The sequence below is a fragment of the Campylobacter sp. W0066.1 genome (genome assembly GCF_024723635.1).
Lineage (GTDB): Bacteria > Campylobacterota > Campylobacteria > Campylobacterales > Campylobacteraceae > Campylobacter_D > Campylobacter_D lari_C.
Genome location: NZ_JANQCW010000059.1, coordinates 1 through 250, shown reverse-complemented (window position 1 = coordinate 250; position 250 = coordinate 1). Strand labels below are relative to the sequence as shown.

The 250-nt window shown below is 29.6% G+C and carries 1 protein-coding gene; it reads left to right on the top strand.

The features are described 5' to 3' along the window. A partial coding sequence (gene traN / locus CAMP18497_RS08265) for a conjugal transfer protein TraN (RefSeq protein ID WP_337213765.1) occupies positions 1-250 on the top strand: 250 nt, incomplete at both ends.

Here is a 250-nt window from a genome sequence, read left to right as displayed (position 1 = left end):
AGATGTGTAGAAGTTGGTGAATATTGCTCTAAAAAAATTAAATTCATAGGTTGTATTCAGCATAAAAAAACACATTGTTGTTTTAATTCAAAATTAGCAAGAATATTTAATGAACAAGGATGCCCACAAATTGGAAGAGGTTGGGGTTCTCCAAAGAGTCCTGATTGTAGAAGATTTACTCCAGAAGAATTTCAAAAGTTAGATTTTAGTGAAATAGATTTAAGTGATTTTATTGCTGATATTGTTGGAA